Genomic DNA, 23865 nt, shown 5'->3' on the forward strand with positions numbered 1-23865 from the left:
GAATATCAAAGGCCGCACCATCAGTCCGGCCAACAACAAGTGGAGGATGACCCCTATGAAGTTCGTTTCGCTGCTGTGCGCCACCGTCGCCGCCGGCTGCCTGATGGCCGCCACCGCCGCCACCGCGCAGGAGCCGATCGTCATCAAGTTCAGCCACGTCGTCGCTCCGGAGACCCCGAAGGGCAAGGGCGCCGAGAAGTTCAAGCAGCTGGCCGAGCAGCGCACCGGCGGCAAGGTGAAGGTCGAGGTCTATCCGAACAGCCAGCTCTACAAGGACAAGGAGGAGCTGGAGGCCCTGCAGCTCGGCGCCGTGCAGATGCTGGCTCCGTCGCTGGCCAAGTTCGGCCCGCTGGGCGCCAAGGAATTCGAGATCTTCGACCTGCCCTACATCTTCCCCTGCAAGGCCGCCCTGGTGAAGGTCACCACCGGCCCGATCGGCATGCAGCTGTTCCAGAAGCTGGAGAACAAGGGCATCACCGGTCTGGCCTATTGGGACAACGGCTTCAAGATCATGAGCGCCAACAAGCCGCTGCACGCCATGGCGGACTTCAAGGGCCTCAAGATGCGCATCCAGTCGTCGAAGGTGCTCGACGCCCAGATGCGCGCGCTCGGCGCCCTGCCGCAGGTGATGGCCTTCTCCGAGGTCTATCAGGCCCTGCAGACCGGCGTCGTCGACGGCACCGAGAACCCGCCGTCCAACATGTACACCCAGAAGATGCACGAGGTGCAGAGCCACGCCACGCTCTCCGACCACGGCTATCTGGGTTACGCGGTCATCGTGAACAAGAAGTTCTGGGACGGCCTGCCGGCCGACGTCCGCACCCAGCTCGACGGCGCGATGAAGGAAGCGACCGAGTACGCCAACAACATCGCCCAGGAAGAGAACGACAAGGCGCTGGAGGCGATGAAGGCCGCCGGCAAGACCAAATTCTACGAGCTGACCAAGGACGAGCGCGCGTCGTGGCGCCAGGCCATGCTGCCGGTCCATCAGGACATGGCGTCGCGCGTCGGCAAGGAACTGCTGGCCAGCATCAAGACCGAGACCGACGCCGCCAAGTGCGAGTGATCAAGAGCGTCTGATCGGGCGGCCCGGCCGCCCGGTCCAATCAAGCAAGACCAACGCACAGCCCCCGGCAAGCGCCCGCTCACTCGACGCGGGCGCTTCCTCCTGCGCGCGGAGCCACCATGCCCATGAAAATCCTAGACCATCTGGAAGAGGTTATTATCGCCTTCCTGATGGCCGCGGCGACGACGATCATCTTCGTCTCCGTCGCTCACCGTTACGCCGCCGGTTTCCCCATCATCCAGGACTACATCCTCCACTGGAATCTGGCCTGGGCGCAGGAGCTGTGCATCTACATGTTCGTCTGGATGGCGAAGTTCGGCGCCGCCTACGGTGTCCGTACCGGCATCCATGTGGGTGTGGACGTTCTCATCAACAAGCTGTCCACGCCCCTGCGAGCGAAATTCATCGTGTTCGGCCTGCTGGCCGGCGCCACCTTCACCGGCGTGGTCGGCACGATGGGGTCCACCTTCGTCTGGCACATGTCGGACACCGAGCAGGTGTCGGCCGACCTGGAATGGCCGATGTGGATCATCTATCTGGCGATCCCGCTCGGCTCCTACCTGATGTGCTTCCGCTTCCTTCAGGTGATGGTGAACTTCCTGCGCACCGGCGAGCTGCCGCACCACGACCACGGCCATGTCGAGGGTCTGGAGGAGGACATCACCGACCCGCAGCGCGCCGCGCAGGACGTCAACTGGTACGAGATGGACGACAACCTGCACCCGCACGACATCGCCCATCACGAGGGCCGCAAGCCCGGCAACGGCCCTGATTCCGCTAAGGGACCGAAGGAGAACGACCGATGAACGCCGCCATCATCTTCGGCCTCCTGCTGGTCCTGATGCTGACCGGCATGCCGATCTCGATCTCGCTCGGCCTGACGGTTCTGACCTTCCTCTTCACCATGACCCATGTGCCGATCGAGGCCGTGGCGCTGAAGCTGTTCACCGGCATCGAGAAGTTCGAGATCATGGCGATCCCGTTCTTCATCCTGGCCGGCAACTTCCTGACGCACGGCGGCGTGGCCCGACGCATGATCAACTTCGCCACGGCGATGGTCGGCCACTGGCACGGCGGCCTCGGCCTTGCCGGCGTGATGGGCTGCGCCCTGTTCGCGGCGGTGTCCGGCTCCAGCCCGGCGACCGTGGTGGCCATCGGCTCCATCGTGCTTCCGGCGATGGTCGCGCAGGGCTTCCCGAAGCAGTTCGGCGCCGGCGTCATCACCACCTCGGGCGCGCTGGGCATCCTGATCCCGCCGTCCATCGTGATGGTGATGTACTGCGTCGCCACCAGCGGCAGCCCGAACGCCGCCTCGGTCGGCCAGCTCTTCATGGCGGGCGTCATCCCCGGCCTGATGCTGGCCTTCGTTCTGGGCGGCGTCACCTGGTACCGCGCGCGCAAGTTCGGCTACCCGCGCCTACCCAAGGCCAGCCTGGGCGAGCGCTTCAAGGCCTTCCGCGAAGCGATCTGGGGCCTGTCGCTGATCGTCATCGTCATCGGCGGCATCTATTCCGGCATCTTCACGCCGACCGAAGCCGCGGCGATGAGCGCCGTCTACGCCTTCATCATCGCGGTCTTCGTCTACAAGGACATGCCGCTGCGCGGCGTGCCGAAGGTGCTGCTGTCCTCGGCCAGCATGTCGGCGATGCTGCTCTACATCATCACGAACGCGGTGCTGTTCTCGTTCGTGCTGACGTCGGAGAACATCCCGCAGGCCATTGCCGACTGGATCGTCAGCCAGGGTCTGGGCGTGATCGCCTTCCTGCTGGTGACGAACATCCTTCTGCTGATGGCCGGCAACTTCATGGAGCCGTCGTCCATCGTGCTGATCATGGCGCCGATCCTGTTCCCGGTCGCCATGAAGCTGGGCATCGACCCGGTCCATTTCGGCATCATGATGGTCGTGAACATGGAGGTCGGCATGTGCCATCCCCCGGTGGGCCTGAACCTCTACGTCGCGTCGGGCATCACCAAGATGGGCATCACCGAGCTGACCGTGGCCGTCTGGCCGTGGCTGCTGGCGATGCTGGGCTTCCTGGTGCTGATCACCTACGTGCCGATCATTTCCACTTGGCTGCCGCGCGCGCTGGGGATGATGTAATCCCCTGCCCGCGGGCAATGGCCCACAAGGAAAACCCCTCGCCGGATCGCTCCGGCGAGGGGTTTTCTCTTTTCGGAGAAGCCCGGCTCCGTCACGCCTTTTTGACGAATTCCGACTTCAGGTTCATCGCGCCGATCCCGTCGATCTTGCAGGCGATGTTGTGGCCGTCGGCCCCGTCGACCAAACGGATGTTCTTCACCTTGGTGCCGCCCTTGACGACCAGGGACGAGCCCTTCACCTTCAAATCCTTGATGACCGTCACCGCGTCGCCGTCGCTCAGCGCGTTCCCGTTGGCGTCCCGCACCCCTTGATCCGCCGCCGCGTCCGCACCCGCGCCGCCTTCGGCCTGCGGGTTCCATTCATGGGCGCATTCGGGGCAGATCCACAGCATGCCGTCCTGATAGACATGCTCGGAGTTGCATTTCGGGCACTTCAATCCGTCGTCCATATCATCCTCGCCGTTCGGGAGCGGCATCCTAGTGCGGGGCACCAGTGTGGCGAAGCGAAATCCGGAAACGCAACGTGCCCGCGGCGGGCATTTCCTCCCGCCGCGGGCACGTTGCGTGTCATCGTAAGGCCGTTTACGCCGCCTTGATCGAGGCCAGGAACTTCTGCACCTCGTCGCGCAGATCGACGAAGCGCGCCTGGAGGGTCTGGGCGACCTCCACCGACTCGCGGGCCGCCGTCGCCACCTCCGACGAGGCGCCGGAAGCGACCGCGATGCTGCGGGTCACGGTGTCGGCCTCGCCGGCCACGGTGCGGACCTTCTCGGCGATTTCGCCGGTCGCGGCCAACTGCTGCTGGACCGAGGCGGCGATCTCCGCCGAGCGCTGGCTGAGCTGGCCGATGGTTTCGGTGATGGCGCCGATGGCCGAAACGGTCTCCTGGGTGACCGACTGGATGGCGCCGATCTGGGTGGCGATCTCCTCCGTCGCCTTGGCGGTCTGGCTGGCGAGATTCTTCACCTCGCTGGCCACCACGGCGAATCCCTTGCCGGCCTCCCCGGCCCGCGCCGCCTCGATGGTCGCGTTCAAGGCCAGCAAGTTGGTCTGCCCGGCGATCGAGGTGATGAGGCTGGTGATCTCGCCGATCTTAGCGGCGCCGGCCGCCAGCGCCTCCACCGTCTTGCGGCTGGCGTCGGCGCGGTCGATGGCCTGGGCGGACATGGCCACCGACTGCTTCACGCTCTCGGCAATGCTGCGGATCGACTGGGTGAGCTGCTCCGCCGCCGCGCTGGCGGTCTGGACGGTGCGGCTGGTCTCGTCGGCGGCTCCGGCCACCGAGGCGTTGCACTGGTCGGCGCGCAGCGCGCTCTCCAGCATGCTGCCGGCGCTGCCCTTCATCTGCGCGGCGGCGGTCGAGGCCTCGCCGACCGTCGCCTGGACCGAGCGGTCGAAGGCGGCGGCAAGGCGGGTCAGCCGCTCGCCCCGCTGCGCCTCCTCCGCCTGCCGGGCGAGCTTATCGGCTTCGAGCTGCTGGCGGTGCTGGGCGTTCTGGCGGAGCATGTCGATGGTGCGGGCCATTGCCCCCATCTCATCGCGGCGGTCCAACGCCGGCACGGCGACCGCGTAGTCGCCCTGGGCCAGCCGCCCGACCATCGCGGTAATCTGCATCAGCGGGCGCGTGATGGCCGAGACGACAAGGTAGAGCGCCGCCATGATGGCGAGGAAGGCGACCGCCCCGACGGCGATCTGGGTCGCCGCGTCGGCGGTCACCCGCGCCTCCACCCGGTCGGTGCGCAGGCGCAGGACGAACTCGCCGATGGTCTTGCGCTGCCCGGCCTGCCCGCCGACGATCGGCTTCACCACCTCGATGAAGCCCTTCGCGGCCTTGGTGTCACCGACCTCCGCGACCAGCTTGGCCTTGTCGTCGCGCACCAGGGCGCCGAGGAAGTCGGGGTCGGAGGACGGCGCCTTGGCGACCTCGCGCACCTGTTCGGTGTCGAAATCGTAGAGCGGGATCGCCGCGGCGCGGGCCTGGAGCGCGGCCACCATGTCGGCCCGCGCCGCCAGCGTTTCCTTGGCCTGGTTGGCCGAGCCATGCACGCCCCAGGCGATGGCCAGCACCTGATAGACCAGAAGCACGCCGCCGATCAGCAGCATCGCCCGCAGGCGCAGCCCCACACCGCCGCCCTGATGTCCGCCGTCCGTCATGATCCGCCCTTTTCTCTTTCTGAACAAACGGTTGCCAAACGATCGGCGCCCGAAGGCGACCGCCTTCGCGCTATTGAGTTGCCTTGAAGCCGGCTTCGAGCTTCGCCAGAACCGCCTCGGCGTCCGGAGTCTTCTTCGACACGACGATGTAGACGTCCAGGCTCTGGACCGGCGTCGCCTTCAACTCGGCGAGCGTCTTTCCGCCCAGGGCCTGCTGCATCGGCAGCGAATATTGCAGCAGCGTCGGCGCCCGCCCGGCCTGGAGAAGCTGAAGCGCCTGATCGGCGGTGCGCGCGTCGACCATCTGCACCTTGTTGGCCGGATCCTCCATCCAGGCGCGCCAGCCGCCGTAGGAATAGCCGTTCAGCGCGATGACCGCCTTGCCCGACAGATCCTCCTTCGCCTTGACCGCCGGGGCTTCACCGATGCCGTAGGCGTTCAGCTCGATCCGGGCAATGGGGGCGGCGCTGATCAGTGTGGTGCCGTCGAACTCCTTGACCGTGCGGATGCCCAGGAAGATGTGGAACTCACCGTCCGCGATTCCGGAAAAGAGGCGGCGGGCCGGGGCCGATTCGGCGGTGTAGGCGATCCCGGCGGCCTTGGCGGCCTTGTCGAACGCCTCGATCAGGCTGCCCTTAGCCGCCCCGCCGTCGGTCTGGGTGTAGGGCGGAAATTCCACATAGCCGAGCTTGCCCCCGTCCGCCCGCGCCGCGGCGATTCCCGGAGCGGCCATACCGGCAACGGCTCCGACCATGGCTCCGATCAGGCTGGCGAACACCCCCGCCCGCAGCGTCCGCCGGGCGCCTCCGGCAACATTCGCGATCATACGGCTTCCCCTTGCTGTGTCGTTCCGCGCTCGCAGCGGCCTTGCTCCGCCTTATGCGAGTATTTTTCTGAAAACATACATCTTTCAGGGACGCGTCTCCACAAGGATAGGGCTGCAATATTGAAATCTGATGGCGGTCCTTAAACAATCCTGACCGGTTGCGGAAAGCCGTAAGCCGGACATAAGCTGACCGCCGCTTTCCCCGCGCCGAGGCGTCCTCCCGTGAACTCCGTCTTCCTGCCGACCGCCTGCCCGCACGACTGCCCCAGCACCTGCGCCCTCGAAGTGGAGCGGGTCGCGCCGGACCGCATCGGCAAGGTCCGCGGGGCCGCCGCCAACAGCTACACCGCGGGCGTCATCTGCGCGAAGGTCAGCCGCTACGCGGAGCGCGTCCATTCCCCCGACCGGCTGAAGCGGCCCCTTCGGCGCACCGGCCCCAAGGGCTCCGGCCAGTGGGCGGAAATCGGCTGGGACGAGGCGCTGGACCGCATTGCCGACGCCTTCCTGGACGCCGAGCGGGTCCACGGCGCAGAGGCCGTCTGGCCCTATTTCTACGCCGGCACCATGGGGCTGGTGCAGCGCGGCGGCATCCAGCGGCTGCGCCACGCGAAGGGCTATTCCCGGCAGATCAGCACAGTCTGCGACACGCCGGCCAATATGGGCTGGCTGGCCGGACACGGCGACATCCGCGGCGCCGACCCGCGCGAGATGGCCGACAGCGACCTGATCGTGAACTGGGGCGGCAATCCGGTGGCGACCCAGGTCAACGTAATGACCCACGTCAGCCGCGCCCGCAAGGGCCGTGGGGCGAAGCTGGTCACCATCGACCCCTACCGCACCGGCACGGCGGAGGTATCGGACCTGCATCTGATGCTGCGCCCCGGCACCGACGGCGCGCTGGCCTGCGCGGTGATGCACGTCCTGTTCCGCGAGGGGCTGGCCGACCGCGCCTATCTCGACCGCTACGCCGCCGGGGCCGACCGGCTCGAAGCGCATCTCGCCACCCGCACTCCTGAATGGGCGGCAGCGATCACCGGCCTGACGGTGGAGGAGATCGTCGGCTTCGCCCGCCTCTACGGCACGACCAAGCGCAGCTATCTGCGGCTGGGCTACGGGCTGACGCGCGCCCACAACGGGGCGGCGCAGATGCACGCGGTGTCCTGCCTGCCGGTGGTCACCGGCGCCTGGGCGCACAAGGGCGGCGGGGCGCTCTACTGTTCCTCCGGCATCTACAGCATCGACCGCACCCTGTCGGAGGGGCTGGACCGGCTGGACACGTCGGTGCGCGGCTTCGACCAGTCGCGCATCGGCGCGGTGCTGACCGGCGAGGACATCGCCGGCGGCCCCCCGGTCACCGCCATGCTGATCCAGAACACCAACCCGGCGGCGATCTGTCCGGACAGCGCCCGCGTGCGCCGCGGCTTCCTGCGCGACGACCTGTTCGTGGCGGTGCACGAGCAGTTCATGACCGACACGGCGCAGCTGGCCGACATCGTCATCCCCGCCACCACCTTCCTGGAGCATGACGACCTCTACCGCGGCGGCGGGCAAATGCACATCCTGATCGGCCGCAAGGTGATCGAGCCGCAGTTCGAGGCGCGCGAGAACCACTGGGTGATTTCCGAACTGGCGCGCCGCGTCGGCGCCGAGCATCCCGGCTTCGGCATGAGCGCTCTGGAGATCATCGACTCCATGCTGAAGACCTCCGGCCTGACCGACGCCGCCACCTTGACCGAGCAGCGCTGGATCGACGCCCAGCCGGATTTCGAGACCTCGCATTTCCTGAACGGCTTCGCCTTCCCGGACGGGCGCTTCCGCTTCGCGCCCGACTGGGCGGCGCTCGGTCCCTACGGCGCCGGCCAGTTGCCCTACCTGCCGGACCACATGGCGCCGGGCCGCCCGGCCGACGCCGAGCACCCCTTCCGCCTCGTCACCGCCCCGGCGCGGCAGTTCCTCAATTCCAGCTTCACCGAGACGGTGACCGCCCAGCGCCGCGAAGGCCGCCCCACCGCGCTGATCCATCCGGAGGACGCCGCGGACCTCAGCCTGGCCGATGGCGACGCCGTGCGGCTCGGCAACGGGCTGGGCAGCGTCGTCGTCCACGCCAAGCCCTTCGCCGGGGTGCCGCGCGGCGTGGTGATCGTGGAGGGCATCTGGCCAAACAGCGCCTTCCTGGAGGGGATCGGCATCAACACCCTGACCTCGCCGGAGCCGATCCCGCCAGCCGGCGGTGCCGCCTTCCACGACACGGCGGTGTGGCTGCGCGCCGCCTGAGCCGAGCCCGGCATCCATCACCGGACATGATCCATCCCATCTGAACAAATCGTTTTTCAAGATGGCCGGACTGCCCTAGCCTCCCTCTGCGGATCATCGAAAGCGGAGGGCGGCGCGATGCCGGTTCACACCACACTGACCCAGCGCCTGGGCCTGTCCCACCCCATCGTCCAGGCCCCGATGGCCGGGGGCGCCGACACGGCGGACCTCGTCGCGGCGGTGGGCGAGGCGGGCGGCATCGGCTTCATCGGGGCGGCCTACCTGAGCCCGGAGCAGATTGCCGAACGGGCACGGACGATCCGCGCCCGGACCGCCCGCCCCTTCGGAATCAATCTGTTCGCCCCCCTGCCCGCGCCCGACGCGCCGGACGCCGAAACGATGGACGCGGCGGTCGCCCGCATCGCGCGCTACCACGCCGACCTCGGCCTGCCCGCTCCCGGGACACCGGCTCTCGGCGCCGACGGCTTCGCCGCCCAACTGGCGGCGGCGCTGGACTGTGGGGCGTCGGCCTTCAGCTTCACCTTCGGCATCCCGCCCGCCGACGCGCTGGCCGCCATCAAGGCGCGGGGCATGCTCCTGATGGGCACGGCGACCAGCGTCGAGGAGGCCGTTGCGCTGGAGAGGGCGGGCATGGACGCCGTGATCGCCCAGGGGGCCGAGGCCGGCGGGCACCGCGGCAGCTTCGCAACGGGCCCGGGAGAGGTGGATTTCGCCGCCGGACTGGTCGGCACCATGGCGCTCGTTCCACAGGTGGCGGACGCGGTTGACCTGCCGGTGCTGGCGTCCGGCGGCATCATGGACGGGCGCGGCATCGCGGCGGCGCTGGCGCTCGGCGCCGCCGGGGTGCAAATGGGCACCGCCTTCCTGACCTGCGCGGAGGCCGGCATCCCCGAGGCGCACAAGCAAGCGATCCTCGACGCCCGCGAGACCGAGACGCGGGTGACCCGCGCCTTCTCGGGCCGCCCGGCACGCGGGATCGTGAACCGGGTCATGGACGACATCGCGGACGGCGATGCCCTTCCCTTCCCCTTGCAGAACACGCTGACCCGCCCGATGCGCACCGCCGCGGCGCAGCACGGCCGGGCGGAGTTCCTGTCGCTGTGGGCCGGACAGGGCGTCCGTCTGGCGCGGCGGCAGACGGCGGCGGAATTGATGGCACGGCTGGCGGGCGAAACCGACGCCGCGGTCCGGCGCCTGACCGGAAAGAACTGACCGGCAAGGACTGACGGTCGGCGGTCAGCCCGCCACTGTGGCCTCGGCGCAGACGCGGTTGCGCCCGCCGCGCTTGGCGGTGTAGAGCGCCTCGTCGGAGCGGCGCAGCAGGGCCAGCAGATCCTCGCCGGGCCGGTATTCCGCGGCGCCGACCGACAGGGACACCGATCCGTAATTGGCGTTGCGCGTCCGGTTGATGATCTGCCGCGACCCCACGGAGGCGCGAAGCTGCTCGGCCACCTTCAGCGCGTTGGCGAGGGCGGTGTGGGGCAGGATAACGCTGAACTCCTCCCCGCCGTAGCGGGCGACGGTGTCGCGGCCCTTCACCCCCTCGGTCAGCACCTTGGCGACCAGTTTCAGCACATGGTCGCCGACGAGATGGCCGTGGACGTCGTTGAACCGTTTGAAATGATCGATGTCCACCATCAGCAGGGTCATCGGCATGCCGGTCTGCATCGCCTCCTCCGCGGCGGCGGCCAGCGCCAGATCGAAGCCGCGCCGGTTGGCGATGCCGGTCAGCCCGTCGGTCATCGCTTCCCGTCGCGCCGAATCCAGAACCACGCGCAGTTCGGCCAGTTGTTGGCTGGATTCGAGAAGCTGACTCTGCAGGCGGGTCTGGCGGTCGACGATGGCGGTCGTCTCCGCCGCGATGGCGGCCACCATGGCGCGCAGTTCGGCCAAGCTCATCGGCTGGTCCAGTTCCCCGCGGAAGCCGGCCAGGGTCTGCCCGTAGCGATCCGTCTCCGACCCGACGCTGCCCAACTGGTCGAGGATGCGTCCCAAGGCGACGCGCGCCCGCTCCGACGTCTCGCGGATGGCCTGGGCCTCGGCGTCGAGGGTGAAGAAGCGCTTGTACAGTTCGTCGCAATGGCCTTGCGACAGCGTGGCACCGTCGCGCTGGGCCAGTTCGATGGCCCGTGTCAGCTCCGGATTCTGCCCGCCAAAATAGGCGTACCAGAGGGTGAAGTTCTCGGGATTCGGCAAAAGGCCATGCGTGGCAATCCGATCCATGGCGCGGCTTGCGAGAATTCGCGCCGTCTCAAAATCCTGATCGCCCGCCATCTTGCCCGCCTTTCCACCGCGCTTTGAAAAAAATCTACCGCAGCGAGAAAGAGACGGGCAAGCGACTTTCGGGTTCGGTCATTATATTACAATCGATAAGAAATTTACTTACGATTCCCTCAGTTGCATTGGCCCACGGATTTCTCTGCGCAAACCGTCGTGCCATCGATCCAGATGGCGCCGGACAGATCGGCGTGCCGCAGGTCCGCCCCGCCCAGCCGCGCTCCGGTGAAGTCGGCCCTCTGAAGGATCGCGTTCACCAGTTTCGCGTTGCGCAGGTCCGTTTCTTTCAGGGAAGCCCCCGACAGGTCGGCCCGTGTGAAGTCGGCCTCGATCAGGCGTGCGCCGTCCAGCTTCACCCCCGGCATGGTGGCGCTGAAGAATTTCGCGCGGTAACCGTCGGTCTCCGACAGGTCGGCGTCCTTCAGCGTGGCCCGCTGGAATGTGGCGTCGCGCAGCATCGCCCCAGCCAGCTTCACCGACGACAGATCGCGCCCGTCGAAATAGCAGCGGCGCCAGTTCACCTTCGGCTGCGCCGGGTCGGTGCATTCGGCCAGAGCGGCGGAGGGAACCAGGGCTGTACCCAGGAAGGTGGCAAGTACCGCGAAGGCGGCGAAAATTGTCGTCTTCATGCGCCAACAGATAGTGTCGCACGGGCCGAATAACAAAGGGTCCGGCGCAACAAAAGGCGGTGGCGGGCCGCGACTTGCCGTCACGCCCCCTTCGGCGCGCGCAGCCCGACCGAACGCCCCGCCTGCGGCGGCATCGGCAGGGCGGCATGCTCGGCCGCGGTGCGGGCCAGCCGTCCCGCGGCGTCCGGAGCCAGCGGCACCGACCGGCGCTCCGCCAGATCGACATGGACCAGGACGAATTCGGCCGTGGCGGCGAGGAAGCCGTCCTCCTCATGGCGCATTTCGTGAAACAGATGCAGCCGCTTGGCGTCCGCGCCCAGGACCAGCGAGGTGAAGGTCAGCCCGTCGCCCTCCGTCACCTCGCGGGCGTAGGTCAGGTGCGCCTCCACCGCGAACATCGACCGCCCTTCCCCCTCCGCGTAAGCCTTGCCGATCCCGAAATGGTCGAGCACGGCGTCGGTCGCGTGGTCGAAGGCAAGCAGGTAATAGGCCACGTTCATGTGGCCGTTGTAGTCGATCCACTCCGGGCGGACGGTTTCCCGGTGCAGGCGAAGCGGGGTGGGCGAATGGTTCATGCCCTCAAGGATAAGCGATGCCGCCACGCTTTGGGAACCGGCTTGGAAGGTCGACCGGGCCGGTTCGAGCCAAACGGAAGACGCCCCCTTCCCCATCAGCGCGGGAAAGGAGGCGATGCTCCGGTTCAGGCGGCCCGCATCACACGCTGAAGTACTTCGCCCGCGGGTGGTGCAGGACGATGGCGGACGTGCTCTGCTCCGGGTGGAGTTGGTGCTCGTCGGACATCTCCACGCCGATCCGCCCGGCGTCGAGGAGCGTCAGAAGCTGCTCCTGGTCGGCGAGATTCGGACAGGCCGGGTAGCCGAAGCTGTAGCGGCTGCCGCGGTAGGCCTGCTGCAGCAGCTTCTCCTTGTCGCGGCTGTCCTCGGCGCCGTAGCCCAGCTCGGCGCGGATGCGGGCGTGGACGTACTCCGCCATGGCCTCGGTCATCTCCACCGACAGGCCGTGCAGGTAGAGATAGTCCTGGTAGCGGTTCTCGGCGAACCAGTCCCGCGCCACCTCGGCGCAATGCTGGCCCATGGTGACGATCTGCAGGCCCAGCACGTCGCGCTCGCCGTCGTTCACGTCGCGCAGGAAGTCGGCGATGCACTCGCCGTCCTCCTTGGCCTGACGCGGCAGGGTGAAGCGGGCGACCTCGCTGGTCCCGTTCTCGGCGAACAGGATGACGTCGTTGCCGTCGGCCGCCGCCTTCCAGTAGCCGTAGACCGCCTGGGGCCGCAGGATCTCCTCCTTCGCGGCGATCTGAAGGATGCGATCGAGCACCGGGCGAAGCTCCTTCTTCGCCCACTCCTTGAACTCCTCGAAGGACTTGCCGTCCTTCCGGTAGCCCCACTGGAGCTGGTAGAGCATCCGCTCGTTCAGGTAGGTCACCAGCGTCTTCAGCGGCACATGCTCGATCACCTTCGGCCCCCAGAAGGGCGGCGTCGGCACCGGCACGCCCTCGGCCAGACGGGCGCGACGGGCGCGGGCGGCGTCCTTGTCCACCGGGCCGACCGTGGCGCTGGTCGCCTGCCCCAGCACGCGGCGGCGGTTGACCGCCCGGCCCGCCCGCTTGGCCTGCTGGATGGCGAGTTGCTGGTCGAAGCTGCCGCCCACCACCTGATCCATCAGGGTCAACCCGTCGAAGGCGTCGCCGGCGTAGGCCACGCGGCCCGAGCCGTAGGAGGCCACGCAGTCCGTCTCGACATAGGCGCGGGTCAGCGCGGCGCCGCCGAGCAGGACGGGCACCTCCAGCCCCTCGCGGGTCATCTCCTCCAAGTTCTCGCGCATGACGACGGTGGACTTCACCAGCAGGCCGGACATGCCGACGGCGTCGGCCTTGTGCTCCTTCGCCGCCTGGATGATCGCGCCGACCGGCTGCTTGATGCCCAGGTTCACCACCTTGTAGCCGTTGTTGGTCAGGATGATGTCCACGAGATTCTTGCCGATGTCGTGGACGTCGCCCTTCACGGTGGCGAGCACCATGGTGCCCTTCTGCTGGCCGTCCAGCTTCTCCATGTGCGGCTCCAGCCACGCCACGGCGGCCTTCATGGTCTCGGCGGACTGGAGCACGAAGGGAAGCTGCATCTTGCCGGCGCCGAACAGCTCGCCCACCACCTTCATGCCGTCGAGCAGGTAGGTGTTGATGATCTCCAGCGGCGAATGGGTCTTCATCGCCTCGGCGAGATCGTCCTCCAGCCCGGTACGGTCGCCGTCGACGATGCGCTCCTTCAGCCGTTCCTCGACCGTCTCGGCGCGGGCCTTCTTCTTGGCGTCCGCGGCCTTGCGGCCTTCGAACAGCGCGATGAAGGCCTGGAGCGGGTCATACCCTTCCGCGCGGCGGTCGAAGATCAGATCCTCGGCGGTCTTGACCTCCTTCTCGGGGATCTGGTGCAGCGGCATGATCTTCGACACATGGACGATGGCGCCGGTCATGCCGCGCTTCACCGCGTGGTCGAGGAAGACCGAGTTCAGCACATGGCGCGCCGCCGCGTTCAGGCCGAAGGAGACGTTGGACAGGCCCAGGATGATCTGGCAGCCCGGCATCTCGCGGCTGATCGCCTCGATGCCTTCCAGCGTCCAGATGGCCAGCTTGCGGTCGTCCTCGTTGCCGGTGGCGATGGTGAAGGTCAGCGGGTCGAACAGCAGGTCGTGGGCCGGCAGACCGAACTCGTTGACCGCGAGGTCGTAGAGGCGCTTGGCGACGGCGAGCTTGCGCTCCGGCGTCTTTGCCATGCCCTCCTCGTCGATGGTCAGCGCGATCACCGCCGCGCCGAACTTCTTGGCGAGGGCGAGACGCTTGCGGGCCGGCTCCTCGCCGTCCTCGAAGTTGATGGAGTTGATGATCGCCTTGCCGCCGTAGAGCGCCAGCGCCTTCTCCAGCACGATGTATTCGGTGGAGTCGATGACCAGCGGGGCGGTGACCGAACCGGCGAAGCGCTGCACGACGGCCTTCATCTCCGCCACCTCGTCGCGCCCGACGAAGGCGGTGCAGACGTCCAGCGTGTGCGAGCCTTCCTTCACCTGCTCACGCGCCATCTCGACGCAGCCGTCCCAGTCGTTCTTTTCCTGAAGCTCGCGCCACTTTTTGGAGCCGTTGGCGTTGCAGCGCTCGCCGATGGCGAAGAAGGCGTTCTCCTGACGCAGCGTGACCTGCGAGTAGAGCGAGGCGACCGCGGGCACCCAATGGACCGTGCGGCCCTTCGGGTTCGGGCGGTGCGAGCCGGCCGGGGCCAGCTTGCGCAGCATCTGGTTCGCCGCCGCGATGTGCGGGACGTTGGTGCCGCAGCAGCCGCCGACGAGGTTCACCCCGTCCTCGGTCACGAAGCGCTCCAGCCAATGGGCGAAGTCATCGGCCCGCAGCGGGTAGTGGGTCTTGCCGTCGACCAGCTCCGGCAGGCCGGCGTTCGGCTGCACGGAGACGAGGCCCGGCCAGTTCTGGGTCAGCCACTTGACGTGCTCGCTCATTTCCAGCGGGCCGGTGGCGCAGTTCAGCCCCATCAGCGGCACGTCCAGCGCCTGGATCACCGTGGCCGCCGCGGCGATGTCGGTGCCGACCAGCAGCGTGCCCGTGGTCTCCACCGTCACCTGGACGAAGACCGGCGTGTCCGACCCGGCCTCGGCGCGGGCGCGCTTGATGCCGTTGACGGCGGCCTTGATCTGCAGCGGGTCCTGGCAGGTCTCGACCAGGATGGCGTCGGCGCCGCCGGCGATCAGGCCGGCCGCCTGGACGAAGAAGCTGTCCTCAAGGTCCTGATAGGGGATGTGGCCCAGGCTGGGCAGCTTGGTGCCCGGCCCGACCGAACCGATGACGAAGCGCGGCTGCCCGTCCGTGAAGGTTTCCGCCGCCTCGCGCGCCAGCTCGACGGCGCGCTGGTTGATCTCGAAGGCCTTCTCGGAGATGCCGAACTCGCCCAGCGTCACCGGGGAGGCGCCGAAGGTGTCCGTCTCCACCATGTCCGCGCCGGCCTCGAAATAGCCGCGGTGGATCTCCCGCACGATGTCCGGACGCGAGAGCGGCAGGATGTCGGTGCAGTTCTCGTGCCCCCAGTAATCCTTCTCGACGTCGAGGTCGAGCGCCTGGATGCGGCTGCCGAACCCGCCGTCGCAGAGCAGGACGCGGTCGCGGAGAGTGTCGAGAATGTGCGGCATGGGAAGGGTCTGGTCCGTTTCGGAAGGAAGGTCGGGCGGAAAGGGTCAGGAAGTCAGCGGTTTACGCGAGGCCGTAGCGGTTCGTCGGCCACCAGTCGTGGTCAAGCACCTGCTCCAGCGTGTAGGGGCAGTCCTGCGGGACGGCGTCATCGGAAACTCCATCCCGGGCGAGACCAAGGACGGCCAAGCGACGGGCATCGCGGTGGGCACGCGCGAGGTCGATTTTCCTGCGCAGGCTGGGGCTGGCGTCGATCTCGTCCCAGGCGGCGATGCGGTGATTGACCACCGACTCCCGCCACCCCAGCCGGGGATCGGACGCAGGCGAATGTTCGAGCTTCAAGAGATGCTCGATCACCCGCTTCAGGGCGCTGCCGAGCGCCTTGGCATCGGAACGCCCCATGTCCTCGATCTCCTCCGCCACATGCTCCCAGTCGATGGGCGTGTTCAGGCGTTCGCGGGCGGCTTCGCGGAGAAGGCGGGCCTGTTCCTGGGTCCAGGCGTAGAAGTCGTCGTCGTAGCCGATCCGGCTGTCCATGGCCCTTCCTCCGCGACCGCGATCATCCGCAACACCCTAGCACAGGGGGGCGGTCAGGACACCGCCGGCTGCTTCGCCTTGACGCCCAGCATCCGGCAGATGGCCACCGTCAGGTCCGAGCGGTTCAGGGTGTAGAAATGGAAGTCCCTGATGCCCTGGGCCTGGAGCGCCTGACACTGCTCCGCCGCCATGGTCGCGGCGACGAGCTGCCGGGTCTCCGGATCGGCGTCCAGCCCCTCGAAGGTCTCGGCGAAGCGCTTGGGCATCGCCGCCCCGCACTTGCCGGCGAACTCCACCGCGCGGGCGAAGTTGGTGATCGGCAGGATGCCGGGCACGATCGGCACGGTGATGCCGGCGGCGGCGCAACGGTCGAGGAAGCGGAAATAGGCATCGTTGTCGAAGAAGAACTGGGTGATCGCCCGCGTCGCCCCGGCGTCCACCTTGCGCTTCAGGTTGTCCAGGTCGAATTGCGCGCTCGGCGCCTCCGGGTGGGATTCCGGATAGGCGGCGACGGAGATCTCGAAATCGGCGACCTTCCTCATTCCCGCCACCAGATCGGCGGCGTAGGCGTAGCCGCCGGGATGCGGCACGTAGCGCCCGCCAACCCCGCCCTCGGTCTCCGGCGGATCGCCGCGCAGGGCCACGAGATGGCGGATGCCGGCGTCCCAGTAGGTGCGGGCGATGGCGTCGATCTCCTCGCGCGTCGCGCCCACGCAGGTGAAGTGGGCGGCCGCCGGGATGCCCGTCTCCTTCTGGATGCGCGTGACCGTGTTGTGCGTGCGTTCGCGCGTCGAGCCGCCGGCCCCGTAGGTCACCGAGACGAAGGACGGGCCGAGCGGGGCCAGGCGCTGGATCGCCTGCCACAGGCTCTGTTCCATCTTCTCCGTCTTGGGCGGGAAGAATTCGAAGCTGACCGACGGGGTGCCGGACGTCATGACTGGGCTCCGCTGATGGAGAGGATGGAGGGATCGGCCGGGGATGCGCCCTTCGCGGCGCGCAGCGCCGGCCAGATGGATACGGTAAGTGGTTCGCCCGGCAGATGCACGACGGCACCGCAGTCCAGGCCGCTTTGGCGGCACCAGGCGGCGACCTCCGCGTCGGAGAAGCCCAGACGGCGGTGCGCATGCTCCGCGCGCAGGGACTCCAGGGCGTGGGGAGCGAAATCGACCACCAGCAGAAGGCCGCCGGGCCGCAGGACGCGCGCCGCCTCGGCCAGCAGATCGGCCGGGGACTCCGCGAAATGCAGCACCTGATGGACGACCGCCGCGTCGAAGGACCCGGACGGGAAGGGAAGCTGATACATGTCCGCCTGCCGGACGTGGCAATGGCGGAGCGCCGTGTCCTCCAGCTTGGTGCGGGCGATGGACAGCATCTCGCGCGACTGGTCCACCCCGACGGCGCGCCGGGCGCGTGGCCCCAACACCTCCAGCATGCGGCCCGTGCCGGTGCCGATGTCCAGGAGATCGCCGATGCCGTCGGCGGGGATCAGGCGCAGCAGCGCCTCCTCCACCTCGCGCTCCGGGACATGGAGGGAGCGGATTTCATGCCAGCGGGCGGCGTTCTCGCGGAAGTAGCTGGCCGCCGCCTCGGAGCGGGAGCGCTTGATCGCGTCCAGCCGCTCCAGGTCCAGCGTCAGCGTCGGATCGTCGGACGGAATGGCGTCCACCAGAACCCGCGCCAGCTCCGCCGAGGCGCCGCGCTCTGTCAGCCGGTAGAAGGCGAAGGTGCCCTCCCGGAAACGGTCCAGAAGGCCGGCGTCGCATAGCAGCTTCAGATGGCGGGACACGCGTGGCTGGCTCTGGCCCAGGATTTGGGTCAGCTCGGTCACCGTCAGCTCGCCATGGGCGCACAGCGCCAGCAGCCGAAGCCGCGTGGTTTCCGCCGCCGCCTTCAATGTCGCAAGCAGTTCGTCCATGACCGCCGACACCGTTCCGAATCGCCCCGAAGGGCCGGCCGGCCACTGCGGCCCGCCATGCGGGATACAGATATAAAGATATCTTTATGCAGCGTAAACACGTTTTCGCCGCCCCCCTTCCGATCGGGCGGTACCGGCTGACGGAATGCCCGGTCGGCACGCGAAGGGCGCGGCAATCCTACCACATGGGGCGGTATCCGTATGGTGACCTCGCGTGGCACGCTGGTCAAAAGGCGGCGCCTGTGTTAGGCACGGAACAAAGGGATCGCACGGATTTTCCGGGCGATGTCCTGTCCGGCAGCGCCTGTTGCCGCCCGGCGAGGGGTCGACACCTTCCGACGTGGCGCGACGGGGCCGCGGAATCGGATGCCCCGCCCAAAGTCGTGTCCCCAGAAAGAGCCGTCGCCGATGAAGCTGGCCAACCTTTCCCGCTCCCTTCTTCGCTCGGCCGCCGCGGCCGTCGTCGCCCTCGGCATGGCGGGCTGCGCGACCGCGCCCGGCAGCAGCGAAGCCGACGTCACGGTCAGCGATCCGCTGGAGATTCCCAACCGATTCGTCTTCGCCGTCAACGAAACCGCGGACATCCTGCTGATCCGCCCGGCGACGGAAGTGTATGTGGGTGTCGTCCCCGACCCGCTGCGTCAGGCGGTGCACAACTTCGTGCAGAACCTGCTCGGCCCGCTCTACATCGCCAACAACCTGCTGCAGGGTGATTTCGAGGGCGCTCAGGTTGCCACCGGCCGGTTCATGACCAACACCATCCTCGGCCTCGGCGGCCTCGCGGACGTGGCGACGGAGGCCGGAATCGGCGACCGTCCGGAGGATTTCGGCCAGACGCTGGGTGTCTGGGGCGTCGGCCCCGGCCCCTATGTGGTGCTGCCGTTCCTCGGCCCGTCGAACGTCCGCGACACGCTGGGCTACGGCGTCGACACGCTTGCCGACCCGTTTCGCATCGGCACCAACGCCGCGGGGGCGGACAACGCGATGTACGGTCGGACCGCCGCCGCGGGCCTGGACCGCCGCTCGCAGCTCCTGCGCGAGATTGACGACCTTCGCAAAAACTCCCTGGACTTCTACGCGACGGCCCGCAGCCTCTACGCGCAGCAGCGCCGCGCCGCGATCGCCAACGACATCGCGCCGGCGACGCCGGAATTCCCCGATTTCGACGAACCCGCCAAGAAATAAGGAGGGGGCCTGCCGCGGTGCGACCGTACGCGCTCGATCCTTTAACCGATTGAGTGTTGACAAAGCCCCCGCGGCAGCCACTTTTGCCTTGCCATGCTGACACGTCGCCTGTTTCTCGTGTGCGCGGCCCTGCTCGCGGTGAGCAGCTGGGCCGCCCGTCCCGCCGCCGCACAATCGGCTGATCCGGGCGCGACCGCGTTCATCCAATCGCTGGGGAACGAGGCCGTCGCCACCTTCTCGAACAAGAGCCTGTCGCGCGAGCAGGCGGTGCAGCGCTTCCGCGGCCTGCTTTACCAGGGCTTCGACGTGGCCTACATCGGGCGCTGGGTGCTGGGCCGCTACTGGAATTCCGCCACGCCGCAGCAGCACGATGAATACCAGAAGCTGTTCGAACGGCTGATCGTCAACACCTACGCCGACCGCTTCGTCGAGTATTCGGGCGAGACCTTCCGGATCACCGGGTCGCGCGTCGAGGGCGAGGCGGACACCATGGTCACGACCCAGATCGTCCGCCCCAACGGCCCGCCGGTGAATGTGGACTGGCGCGTGCGCAAGCGCGACACGGCCTACAAGATCATCGACGTGGTGGTCGAGGGCGTCAGCATGGGCGTGACCCAGCGGCAGGAATTCGCCTCCGTCATCGGCCAGAACGGTGGTCGGGTCGAAGGTCTGCTCCAGGCACTGCGCCAGAAGGTTGGCAGCGCCGGCTGATCCATCGCTCCGCGCGCTTGACACCGGACCATCTAAGGGGCCGCCCTCGGGCGGCCCTTTTTTCATGGCCCTTTTTTCATGATGGTCCAAACGGCGATTCCGTGACGAACACCTTCGGAAGAGGTATGGTCGCGCGCGAAGCCTCTCCTGTGTGTCGCAGCAACAGGCGCCCCATCCGATGGCCGACCGGACCCCGAACGAGATCGACGAGATCAAGGCGATCATCCTCGCCCACCAGACGTGGCTGACACGCCGCGGCGGGCGGCGGGCCGACCTCAGCTTCCGTGATCTTTCGACTCTCAACTTCGACCGGGTGAATCTGAACGGGGCGAAGCTGGCCGGTGCCAATCTCGTCGGTGCCCGCCTCGTCCGGGCCGACCTCTCGCAGGCGGACCTGTTCGGCGCCGACATGGAGGGGGCGAACCTGACCGCTTCGACCCTGATCGGGGCGGATCTGCGCGGCGCCAATTTGCACCGGGCCATCCTGACCGACGCGAACCTGCGCGGCGCCGACTTCCGCGCCGGGTCGCTGATGAACGGGACGGGCGACAAGCCGCGCAGCGACGGCGTCACCCGCCTGACCGAGGCGAAGATGGAGCGCTCCATCCTGGCCGGAGCGAACTTCACCGGCTGCGACCTCAGCGGCGCCGATCTGAACGACGCCGATCTGACGGGCGCCGACATGACCGCGGCCGTTCTGGTCGGCGCGGATTTCTGGGGCGCTACGCTGGACGGCGTGACCTTCGACGGCACGACGATCGACGAGGCGACGCTCGACCGCAACTACCTGCCCGCCTCCCTTCCCGAGAACGCCATCGTCAAGCCGGCCTACAAGCCGATGCCGTCGGGCGCCTTCCTGGAGGCTGTCGCCGAGCATGAGCGGTGGGTGAACAGCCACGGGGCGGAAGGCCGCCACCTCGACCTCGACCTCGTGTCGGTGATCGGGGCCGACCTCACGGGGCGCGTGCTCGCCGCGGCGCGGCTGCGCCGCTGCCGCCTGATGGGTGTGCGGCTGCGCAAGGCCAGCCTGGAGATGGCCGACCTCTCCTACACCGAGATGATCGGGGCCGACCTGACGGAGGCCTGCCTGAACGGCACCAACCTGCGCCGCGCCGGGCTGTCCCGCGCCGTCCTGGCGCGCGCCGACGCCCGTCCCGCCCGGCTGTCCGGCGACCGCCCCTGGCCGGCCAATTTCGACGGCGCCAACCTGACCGGCGCCGACCTGCGCGACGCCCGGATGGAGAACGCGGTTCTCCGCTCGGCCAAGCTGGGCGGGGCGAAACTCGATGGCACGGGAATCACGGTGACGGTGGACACCGCGCCTCCGCCGCAACCGGCGCCGATGGAGCGGCGGGCGCAGAAGCGCTACGCGCAGCCCTGCCTGATCGTCCAGACCGACCGCGGAGCCCACTTTTCCCGCAACTGGTCAATCGGTGGCGTCAGCTTCTGCGCGCCGGACGATCTGTTTGCCGAGGGCGAGACGATCGAAGGCCGCCTGTCCATCACCGGGCGGGAGGATGTCATGGCCACCGCGCGGATGGTCGTGGTGCACAAGGGCGCGGGGAAAGGCCAGGTATCCGTGCGCTTCCACCAGTATGGCGACGATCTCAAGCAGCTCCTGAAGACCGCGTTCCTGGAGCATCAGAAGCTGGAAGGGTGACCGGAAGGCGCCCCCTCCCCCAAGGCGGGAGAGGGGGTTCACCGGAGCCGCTTAGGAGCGGACCAGCGGCTTGTACTTGATGCGGTGCGGGTTCACCGCATCCTCGCCCAGACGGCGCTTCTTGTCGGCCTCGTAGGCTTCGAAGTTGCCCTCGAACCACTCCACATGGCTGTCGCCCTCGAAGGCCAGGATGTGGGTGGCGAGGCGGTCGAGGAACCAGCGGTCGTGGCTGATGACCACGGCGCAGCCGGCGAAGCTCTCCAGCGCCTCTTCCAGCGCGCGCAGCGTGTCGACGTCCAGATCGTTGGTCGGTTCGTCGAGCAGCAGCACGTTGGCGCCGGACTTCAGCATCTTGGCGAGGTGGACGCGGTTGCGCTCACCGCCGGAGAGCTGGCCGACCTTCTTCTGCTGGTCCGGACCGCGGAAGTTGAAGGACGAGACGTAGGCGCGGCTGGGCATCGACTTCTTGCCGAGGTCGATCACGTCCAGCCCGTCGGAGATCTCCTCCCACACCGTCTTGTTCGGGTTCAGCGAATCGCGGCTCTGGTCGACATAGCCCAGCTTCACCGTCTCACCGACGCGGAAGGTGCCGGCGTCCGGCCCGTCCTGCTCGGTGATCATGCGGAACAGGGTGGTCTTGCCGGCGCCGTTCGGGCCGATCACGCCGACGATGCCGCCCGGCGGCAGGCGGAAGGACAGGCCGTCGATCAGCAGGCGGTCGCCGAAGCCCTTGTTGATGCTCTCGGCCTCGATGACGACGTTGCCCAGGCGCGGCGGCGTCGGGATGACGATGCGGGCCTCGCCCGTCGCTTCCTTGCCGCTCTCGGCCAGCAAGGTCTCGTAGGCGGAAATGCGGGCCTTGCTCTTGGCCTGACGGGCGCGCGGGGACTGCCGGATCCATTCCAGCTCGGTGGCGAGCTGCTTCTGGCGGGCCTCCTCGGCGCGGCCTTCCTGCTCCAGGCGCTTCTGCTTCTGCTCCAGCCAGGAGGAGTAGTTGCCTTCCCACGGAATGCCCGACCCACGGTCGAGTTCGAGAATCCAGCCCGTGACGTTGTCGAGGAAGTAGCGGTCGTGGGTGACCAGGACGACGGTGCCCTTGTAGTCCTCCAGATGCTTCTGCAGCCACGCCACGGATTCGGCGTCCAGATGGTTGGTCGGCTCGTCGAGCAGCAGCAGGTCGGGCTTCTCGAGCAGCAGCTTGCACAGCGCGACGCGGCGGCGCTCACCGCCGGACAGCTTGGTCACGTCGGAATCACCCGGCGGGCAGCGCAGCGCGTCCATGGCGATCTCGACCGTGCGGTCGATGTCCCAGGCGTCGGCGGCGTCGATCTTCTCCTGAAGCTCGGCCTGCTCGGCCATCAGCGCGTCGAAGTCGGCGTCCGGATCGCCCATCGCCTCGGACACGGCGTTGAAGCGGTCCAGCAGGCCCTTGGTCTCGGCCAGGGCCTCCAGGACGTTCTCCTGCACCGTCTTCGTCGGGTCGAGCTGCGGCTCCTGCGACAGGTAGCCGACCTTGGCCCCCTGCGCGGCCCAGGCCTCGCCCGAATAATCCTTGTCCAGGCCGGCCATGATCTTCATCAGGGTCGACTTACCAGCGCCGTTGACGCCGAGGACGCCGATCTTCACGCCGGGCAGGAAGGACAGCCAGATGTTGTCCAGTACCTTCTTGCCGCCGGGGTAGACCTTGGACAGGCCCTTCATCACATAGACATATTGATAGGACGCCATGCGCCGCTCCGACCCTTCTGCACAAAAAGGAAAAATCCAGGACGCCACCCGCGGCGCCACTTCGCTCGCCCAGGGTTTTAGCGCATAAGGACGCGGCATGAAACGGCGAAGGAGGGAGGCCGGGTGGTCGAGATTTATGTGGATGCCGACGCCTGCCCAGTAAAGTCGGAAATTTACCGGGTGGCCGGGCGCAACGGAATCAAGGTGTGGATTGTCAGCAACGGCCCGCTCCGCCTGCCCAACGAGTGCCTGTCGGAGCTGGTCGTCGTCGGGTCGGAGTTCGACGCCGCCGACAACTGGATCGCCGAGCACGCGACCGAGACCGACGTCGTGGTCACCGCCGACATCCAACTCGCCGACCGCTGCGTCAAGAAGCGCGCCGTGGTGATCGGCCCGACCGGCCGTCCCTTCACCGAGGACAGCATCGGCTCGGCCATCGCCACCCGCGCGCTGATGCAGGACCTGCGCGACATGGGCGTGGTCAGCGGCGGCAACAAGCCGATGAGCCAGCAGGACAAGTCGAAATTCCTGCAGACGCTCGATCAGGCGGTGCAGGCGCTGAAGGCCGGGCGGCGCCCGAAATGGCGGTAAGGAGGCAC

Annotated in this window: 20 protein-coding genes; 9 read left to right on the forward strand and 11 right to left on the reverse strand. The window is 67.9% G+C overall.

Translation table 11 applies throughout. The annotated features are described in order from the left end of the window. The first annotated feature begins 55 nt into the window (after window positions 1-55). The 3 genes from FHW79_RS15445 (at window position 56) to FHW79_RS15455 (ending at window position 3167) form a co-directional block, all read left to right on the forward strand. The gene (locus FHW79_RS15445; RefSeq protein WP_183179737.1) at window positions 56-1066 is read left to right on the forward strand and encodes a TRAP transporter substrate-binding protein; all 1011 of its coding nucleotides are present in this window, start codon (window positions 56-58) and stop codon (window positions 1064-1066) included. A gap of 119 nt (window positions 1067-1185) precedes the next feature. Beyond that, window positions 1186-1872, forward strand: a complete 687-nt coding sequence (locus tag FHW79_RS15450) for a TRAP transporter small permease (protein ID WP_145676770.1) — start codon at window positions 1186-1188, stop codon at window positions 1870-1872. Continuing rightward, window positions 1869-3167 carry a TRAP transporter large permease subunit gene (locus FHW79_RS15455; RefSeq protein ID WP_183179738.1) on the forward strand — a complete coding sequence of 433 codons (1299 nt, stop codon included), beginning with the start codon at window positions 1869-1871 and terminating at the stop codon, window positions 3165-3167. Before FHW79_RS15450 ends, FHW79_RS15455 begins: the two co-directional genes overlap by 4 nt. Before the next feature lie 91 nt (window positions 3168-3258). Here FHW79_RS15455 and FHW79_RS15460 read toward each other — a convergent pair whose 3' ends face one another. The 3 genes from FHW79_RS15460 to FHW79_RS15470 form a co-directional block, all read right to left on the reverse strand. Beyond that, entirely contained in the window at window positions 3259-3615 is a 357-nt protein-coding gene (locus tag FHW79_RS15460) for a zinc ribbon domain-containing protein YjdM (protein WP_038527454.1), read from the reverse strand. Between the two features lie 133 nt (window positions 3616-3748). After that, complete coding sequence (locus FHW79_RS15465; protein ID WP_183179739.1) at window positions 3749-5320, reverse strand: HAMP domain-containing methyl-accepting chemotaxis protein; 1572 nt, start codon at window positions 5318-5320, stop codon at window positions 3749-3751. A 70-nt stretch (window positions 5321-5390) separates the two neighbouring features. After that, on the reverse strand, window positions 5391-6146 hold the full coding sequence (locus FHW79_RS15470; protein ID WP_183179740.1) for a transporter substrate-binding domain-containing protein: 756 nt from the start codon (window positions 6144-6146) through the stop codon (window positions 5391-5393). Window positions 6147-6368: 222 nt separating this feature from the next. On the opposite strand from FHW79_RS15470, the gene FHW79_RS15475 reads away from it, so the two are divergent. Both FHW79_RS15475 and FHW79_RS15480 read left to right on the forward strand, forming a co-directional pair. Continuing rightward, complete coding sequence (locus FHW79_RS15475; RefSeq protein WP_183179741.1) at window positions 6369-8420, forward strand: molybdopterin oxidoreductase family protein; 2052 nt, start codon at window positions 6369-6371, stop codon at window positions 8418-8420. A 48-nt stretch (window positions 8421-8468) separates the two neighbouring features. After that, window positions 8469-9632: a nitronate monooxygenase gene (locus FHW79_RS15480; protein ID WP_348984169.1), complete on the forward strand. Its 1164-nt coding sequence runs from the start codon at window positions 8469-8471 to the stop codon at window positions 9630-9632. A 24-nt stretch (window positions 9633-9656) separates the two neighbouring features. Here FHW79_RS15480 and FHW79_RS15485 read toward each other — a convergent pair whose 3' ends face one another. The 7 genes from FHW79_RS15485 to FHW79_RS15515 all read right to left on the reverse strand — a co-directional run bounded on the left by FHW79_RS15485 (window position 9657) and on the right by FHW79_RS15515 (window position 17982). Beyond that, entirely contained in the window at window positions 9657-10643 is a 987-nt protein-coding gene (locus FHW79_RS15485) for a GGDEF domain-containing protein (protein ID WP_247884396.1), read from the reverse strand. Window positions 10644-10813: 170 nt separating this feature from the next. Beyond that, a complete protein-coding gene (locus FHW79_RS15490; RefSeq protein WP_183179744.1) occupies window positions 10814-11326 on the reverse strand; it encodes a pentapeptide repeat-containing protein in 513 nt (170 codons plus the stop codon). Window positions 11327-11406: 80 nt separating this feature from the next. Further along, window positions 11407-11901, reverse strand: a complete 495-nt coding sequence (locus FHW79_RS15495) for a thioesterase family protein (protein WP_183179745.1) — start codon at window positions 11899-11901, stop codon at window positions 11407-11409. A 139-nt stretch (window positions 11902-12040) separates the two neighbouring features. Continuing rightward, the gene (gene metH / locus FHW79_RS15500) at window positions 12041-15532 is read right to left on the reverse strand and encodes a methionine synthase (RefSeq protein ID WP_183179746.1); all 3492 of its coding nucleotides are present in this window, start codon (window positions 15530-15532) and stop codon (window positions 12041-12043) included. Between the two features lie 61 nt (window positions 15533-15593). After that, a complete protein-coding gene (locus FHW79_RS15505) occupies window positions 15594-16067 on the reverse strand; it encodes a DUF29 domain-containing protein (protein WP_183179747.1) in 474 nt (157 codons plus the stop codon). 53 nt (window positions 16068-16120) lie between these two features. Continuing rightward, window positions 16121-17002: a methylenetetrahydrofolate reductase [NAD(P)H] gene (gene metF, locus FHW79_RS15510; protein ID WP_183179748.1), complete on the reverse strand. Its 882-nt coding sequence runs from the start codon at window positions 17000-17002 to the stop codon at window positions 16121-16123. Continuing rightward, window positions 16999-17982, reverse strand: coding sequence for a metalloregulator ArsR/SmtB family transcription factor (locus FHW79_RS15515; RefSeq protein WP_183179749.1), 984 nt, complete (start codon window positions 17980-17982; stop codon window positions 16999-17001). Before FHW79_RS15515 ends, metF begins: the two co-directional genes overlap by 4 nt. Window positions 17983-18390: 408 nt before the next feature. Here FHW79_RS15515 and FHW79_RS15520 point away from each other — a divergent pair, with 408 nt between their 5' ends. The 3 genes from FHW79_RS15520 (at window position 18391) to FHW79_RS15530 (ending at window position 21538) form a co-directional block, all read left to right on the forward strand. Beyond that, the gene (locus FHW79_RS15520) at window positions 18391-19167 is read left to right on the forward strand and encodes a VacJ family lipoprotein (protein ID WP_183179750.1); all 777 of its coding nucleotides are present in this window, start codon (window positions 18391-18393) and stop codon (window positions 19165-19167) included. A 93-nt stretch (window positions 19168-19260) separates the two neighbouring features. Then, on the forward strand, window positions 19261-19878 hold the full coding sequence (locus FHW79_RS15525; RefSeq protein WP_014240616.1) for an ABC transporter substrate-binding protein: 618 nt from the start codon (window positions 19261-19263) through the stop codon (window positions 19876-19878). Window positions 19879-20056: 178 nt separating this feature from the next. After that, window positions 20057-21538 carry a pentapeptide repeat-containing protein gene (locus FHW79_RS15530; RefSeq protein ID WP_183179751.1) on the forward strand — a complete coding sequence of 494 codons (1482 nt, stop codon included), beginning with the start codon at window positions 20057-20059 and terminating at the stop codon, window positions 21536-21538. Between the two features lie 51 nt (window positions 21539-21589). On the opposite strand, the gene ettA is transcribed toward FHW79_RS15530, so the two are convergent. Further along, window positions 21590-23266 carry an energy-dependent translational throttle protein EttA gene (gene ettA / locus FHW79_RS15535; RefSeq protein ID WP_119509319.1) on the reverse strand — a complete coding sequence of 559 codons (1677 nt, stop codon included), beginning with the start codon at window positions 23264-23266 and terminating at the stop codon, window positions 21590-21592. Between the two features lie 123 nt (window positions 23267-23389). On the opposite strand from ettA, the gene FHW79_RS15540 reads away from it, so the two are divergent. After that, window positions 23390-23857 (forward strand): YaiI/YqxD family protein, encoded by a 468-nt coding sequence (locus FHW79_RS15540; RefSeq protein ID WP_183179752.1) that lies wholly within the window; start codon window positions 23390-23392, stop codon window positions 23855-23857. The last annotated feature ends 8 nt before the right edge of the window (window positions 23858-23865 follow it).

It is taken from the genome of Azospirillum sp. OGB3, from assembly GCF_014192915.1.
In the GTDB taxonomy this organism is placed as follows: Bacteria; Pseudomonadota; Alphaproteobacteria; order Azospirillales; family Azospirillaceae; genus Azospirillum.

Excerpts from the sequence above, each read along its gene's own strand:
- FHW79_RS15445 (WP_183179737.1), top strand. The coding sequence starts at position 56 with ATGAAGTTCGTTTCGCTGCTGTGCGCCACCGTCGCCGCCGGCTGCCTG.
- FHW79_RS15450 (WP_145676770.1), top strand. The coding sequence starts at position 1,186 with ATGCCCATGAAAATCCTAGACCATCTGGAAGAGGTTATTATCGCCTTC.
- FHW79_RS15455 (WP_183179738.1), top strand. The coding sequence starts at position 1,869 with ATGAACGCCGCCATCATCTTCGGCCTCCTGCTGGTCCTGATGCTGACC.
- FHW79_RS15460 (WP_038527454.1), bottom strand. The coding sequence starts at position 3,615 with ATGGACGACGGATTGAAGTGCCCGAAATGCAACTCCGAGCATGTCTAT.
- FHW79_RS15465 (WP_183179739.1), bottom strand. The coding sequence starts at position 5,320 with ATGACGGACGGCGGACATCAGGGCGGCGGTGTGGGGCTGCGCCTGCGG.
- FHW79_RS15470 (WP_183179740.1), bottom strand. The coding sequence starts at position 6,146 with ATGATCGCGAATGTTGCCGGAGGCGCCCGGCGGACGCTGCGGGCGGGG.
- FHW79_RS15485 (WP_247884396.1), bottom strand. The coding sequence starts at position 10,643 with ATGGATCGGATTGCCACGCATGGCCTTTTGCCGAATCCCGAGAACTTC.
- FHW79_RS15490 (WP_183179744.1), bottom strand. The coding sequence starts at position 11,326 with ATGAAGACGACAATTTTCGCCGCCTTCGCGGTACTTGCCACCTTCCTG.
- FHW79_RS15495 (WP_183179745.1), bottom strand. The coding sequence starts at position 11,901 with ATGAACCATTCGCCCACCCCGCTTCGCCTGCACCGGGAAACCGTCCGC.
- metH (WP_183179746.1), bottom strand. The coding sequence starts at position 15,532 with ATGCCGCACATTCTCGACACTCTCCGCGACCGCGTCCTGCTCTGCGAC.
- FHW79_RS15505 (WP_183179747.1), bottom strand. The coding sequence starts at position 16,067 with ATGGACAGCCGGATCGGCTACGACGACGACTTCTACGCCTGGACCCAG.
- metF (WP_183179748.1), bottom strand. The coding sequence starts at position 17,002 with ATGACGTCCGGCACCCCGTCGGTCAGCTTCGAATTCTTCCCGCCCAAG.
- FHW79_RS15515 (WP_183179749.1), bottom strand. The coding sequence starts at position 17,982 with ATGGACGAACTGCTTGCGACATTGAAGGCGGCGGCGGAAACCACGCGG.
- FHW79_RS15520 (WP_183179750.1), top strand. The coding sequence starts at position 18,391 with ATGAAGCTGGCCAACCTTTCCCGCTCCCTTCTTCGCTCGGCCGCCGCG.
- FHW79_RS15525 (WP_014240616.1), top strand. The coding sequence starts at position 19,261 with ATGCTGACACGTCGCCTGTTTCTCGTGTGCGCGGCCCTGCTCGCGGTG.
- FHW79_RS15530 (WP_183179751.1), top strand. The coding sequence starts at position 20,057 with ATGGCCGACCGGACCCCGAACGAGATCGACGAGATCAAGGCGATCATC.
- ettA (WP_119509319.1), bottom strand. The coding sequence starts at position 23,266 with ATGGCGTCCTATCAATATGTCTATGTGATGAAGGGCCTGTCCAAGGTC.